The sequence below is a fragment of the Myroides injenensis M09-0166 genome (assembly GCF_000246945.1).
In the GTDB taxonomy this organism is placed as follows: domain Bacteria; phylum Bacteroidota; class Bacteroidia; order Flavobacteriales; family Flavobacteriaceae; genus Flavobacterium; species Flavobacterium injenense.
Genome location: NZ_BAEX01000146.1, coordinates 1 through 3,137 on the forward strand (window position 1 = coordinate 1; position 3,137 = coordinate 3,137).

The following is a 3,137-nucleotide window of genomic DNA, read 5'->3' on the forward strand; positions in this document are numbered from 1 at the left end:
CTTGATTATCTACGAAAGCCTGTAAGTAAGAATACTTCTCAGTTAACTTTCCATCTTTTGTAATTGTAGCTTTTTTTAGAATCCCATCTTTATCTCCATTAAAGAAAGCATCTAATATTTTCTCAACAAATACTTCACCAAAACCTTCACTTGCATCTTTAGGCAGTTCACATGGAAGATTGTCAATGGCCATTACTCCTATTGCAGCAGGATGATCAAATTCCACTTCTTGATCTTTTCCTGGGTGGTAGCCATAAAAAGGTTCTTCAATTGTGGATGTTCTAAGCGTAGACTCGATAGGTCCATGATCTACATCACAGGATACATCCCCAATAATCTTAATTTGATTTTTAGGTGAATTAAGCATTTCTTTTGTGATTATTTTTGGTGCTCCCTTTTTAAAGAAATGACCTGTAATAACAATATCACTTACTTGAGAAAAACGCTCAAAGTTACTTTCATATAAACTAGGATTGTCATAAAAATCTTGTTTACTAGCAACGTTCCCATCTTTTCTCTTATAATATTGGGTAACATCAATTTGGGTATATACTGGTCTATCGTATTTCTGAGTTAAAAAATGTTCAGCTGATACTTTCTTTACCTTCATACCCTCTAAAATCTCTATAATTCCACCAGCTACCTTACCAGTTCCAGTAACCAATATCTTGATTGGGGGAAAGTATTGTTTCTTTAATCGATAGATTAAATCTTCTTTATGTAAAAGGGTTTCCGCTTTAGCAAGATTAAATAATTCATATTTAAGTCCAAAAGCTCTTAAAGTATTATATGCCCCTACTATCCCGGCATATCTACCAAAACCTATTATTCTCTTTCCGTCGTTGTCAACAAATGTTTCGTGATCCATTAATGTAATGTTCTTTTCTAAACAAGCTTGTAATAGCTTGCGATTATGTTCCTGTTTTTTTATTGTATGCGAAAAAAAGACATAAGTTTTATTAGGGATAAGTGCATTAACTGGAATTTCTTTTACTCCTAATAATATATCACAATCTGACAAATCTGGTGTTAGTTCTACACCTATGTTTTCGTATGATATATCATTAAATATTCTGATATCAGAAGGTTCTACTTTGATTACTAAATCATTATATTTTGACAATGATTTTTTGACCTGTTCCGGACAAAGCACAACTCTCCTATCAGGAGGATTTTTCCTCTCTTTAATAATTCCTAATTTCATAATTTTCAGTTTAGTTTTCTTGGTTTTTCAAATATAGAATTAATTCTGAGTTGTACAAAAAAGCTTTGAAAACTTATATTCTTTTTGCAAACTAAAATTATTAGCGTACTTTTGCAATCAAGTTACTTATATAGTAATTCACTATGGGGTCGATCGGTATTGACAGCGAGTGGAATTAGTTAGTAAGCACGTCGAGCGTTGTTATGTAGCTCGTAAATATCATGTAACAAACTTTTTAAACGGCGAAGAAAATTACGCTTTAGCTGCTTAATCTGAATTATAGTAGGATTTGCCTTTAGTTTCCACTAGGTGGAAAAGCTAAATTCTCCTTAAGAGCCTTGGTTTATGGCGCTTTGTTAAGGGGAACCGTAAAGTAAACCTAGATCTGTGAGTGTCTCGTAAGCAGATCGAAATCTTAGAGGCTAAGCTAAAAGGGGCTGTTTCTTGCCAAGCTTTTAGTCGAAAACACAAGAAGGAACTAAGCGTGTAGAAAGCTTCCTGATTGCTTGTTTGGACCCGAGTTCGATTCTCGGCGACTCCACAGAAATAAAAGCCTAACTATTGATAATTAAATAGTTAGGCTTTTTTTATGCTCGTATTTGTACGCTTTTTGTACGCTTTTATTTTTGAGATACTTTTACACCCTTATTTGAATACTATTTTTCTTTACTTTTTTGTCTAAAAACCACGGTTTTTAACAAGTTTTCATTTTATGAGATATGAATCAAATAAGTTAAAAAAAAGTTATACTATAAAAGTGATATTAGGGCTATTTCTACTTCAAAATAGGCTCAATCTCCTCTGCCCAGATGTAACGAAGTTTTACTCATTGATACATATTTATCTTATATCTCAAAACTATTTTTCTTCTTCATAATAAATTTTATAATACTTTCTCCCATCATTATCTACGCCTTTTTTGATTAATTCTTTATTTCCATGAATATATATATCAAAATTTTTATCTAATTTTAATACACTTTTAAAAACACGAGATTGTTTTTTTACAGCTTGAGAAGATATTTGAAAGTTATCAGAAATATCAACATTCTTATTTTCTCTATATTGTTCATCATAATTTCGAAATGACTTTATCATTTCAGGATTATGAAAAACCTCTTCTTCAAAGCTCTCTTTTTCAAATCTATCATGTGTTTTAAAATACTCAACAGAGCGGTTTAGCAAATCTATTTTATCCGCTTTACTTACGTCAAATTCATCGGAAAGTTGCTTTGTCACAAAATCTTTTGTAATAGAGAGGAAGTTTTTCGTAAAATGATATTCATCTGCACTTGCCCTGATATTTAAAAAATCATCCTTCCAATATTGTGTATCATTAGATTTATTAGAATCAACAATACAGACAGTAAATCCATCTTCAGTTCTTTGATTAAATATTATACACCCTTTGTCAAGTTTGGCTACATTTACACCATTATCGTACTTAATTGTGTAATTATCTTTCGTATGGTCAAATTTTAGAAATACGTCTTTAACCTCTGTTTTAAACAAACCAATCGCCATTGTTTCAACTCCGTCTAAAAATATACTTTCAAATAAACAAATTGTAAACTCTCCTCCATTAACTTTAGGATGCGTAGAGCTTTCGTATAAATGTTTTGAGAGTTCAACAGTATTCTCATAAAAAGAGTCAGAATTAGAAAATATTCGACTGATTAATGTGTATACCGCATTTAATGACAGTTCTGTAGGATTAGTGAAATTGAATTTTTCATTATTTTGAAAAGAAGATAAAAAATACTTCAATAAATATTTTTTGGTATCTTCCTCAATTATGTTTACTTCTCCCGATGAAATCTTTATTCCTTCATCTCTTAATTTGTTTCCAACAAAGTGGGTAGCTATATTTTGTAATTTAACTGCTGTGAAGTCGATCATTATTCTATAATGTTGAATTGTTTAAGTTTTTCTA

2 protein-coding genes and 1 other RNA gene are annotated in these 3,137 nt (G+C 30.9%); 1 reads left to right on the top strand and 2 read right to left on the bottom strand.

Annotation, left to right across the window (positions count from 1 at the left end; genetic code table 11):
* A partial coding sequence (locus tag RH98_RS14815; protein ID WP_010257293.1) for an NAD(P)-dependent oxidoreductase occupies positions 1–1,204 on the bottom strand: 1,204 nt, incomplete at its 3' end.
* Between the two features lie 145 nt (positions 1,205–1,349).
* Here RH98_RS14815 and ssrA point away from each other — a divergent pair.
* Positions 1,350–1,748, top strand: a transfer-messenger RNA (tmRNA) gene (gene ssrA / locus RH98_RS15520).
* A gap of 314 nt (positions 1,749–2,062) precedes the next feature.
* On the opposite strand, the gene RH98_RS14820 is transcribed toward ssrA, so the two are convergent.
* The gene (locus tag RH98_RS14820) at positions 2,063–3,103 is read right to left on the bottom strand and encodes a nucleoid-associated protein (protein ID WP_010257297.1); all 1,041 of its coding nucleotides are present in this window, start codon (positions 3,101–3,103) and stop codon (positions 2,063–2,065) included.
* Positions 3,104–3,137 lie beyond the last annotated feature (34 nt).

Excerpts from the sequence above, each read along its gene's own strand:
- RH98_RS14820 (WP_010257297.1), bottom strand. The coding sequence starts at position 3,103 with ATGATCGACTTCACAGCAGTTAAATTACAAAATATAGCTACCCACTTT.